The sequence below is a fragment of the Flagellimonas algarum genome, assembly GCF_040513375.1.
Classification (GTDB): Bacteria; Bacteroidota; Bacteroidia; order Flavobacteriales; family Flavobacteriaceae; genus Flagellimonas_B; species Flagellimonas_B algarum.
Genome location: NZ_JBEVTG010000017.1, coordinates 1 through 292 on the forward strand (window position 1 = coordinate 1; position 292 = coordinate 292).

General features: G+C 56.5%; 1 protein-coding gene. It reads right to left on the minus strand.

The features are described 5' to 3' along the window. Nucleotides 1–292 (minus strand): hypothetical protein (locus tag ABV409_RS16690; RefSeq protein WP_353878765.1); only part of this gene is annotated, 292 nt, incomplete at both ends.

Consider the following 292-nt stretch of genomic DNA (forward strand, 5'->3'; position numbering starts at 1 on the left):
CAAGTTGCTTCCGCTACTCAAACTGATGTCACCGGCAGTGCCGTCGGTGCTGATATCTTGGATTTCATTGGTCGCGTCGGCATCCGCATCGTCTACGTTCAAGGTGATGCTGTTACCGTCTTCGATGCTGATGTTACCCGCAGTACCATCGGTGCTGACGGTCTGGTCATCCGTACTACCGGCGGCCAATTCGGCCAAGGCGGCCTCTACATCCGTACCGGTGAAATTGCCCCCGGCGTCAGTGATGGCCACTTCATCGGCATCCTGTATTTCGTTCGTGGCATCCGCATCG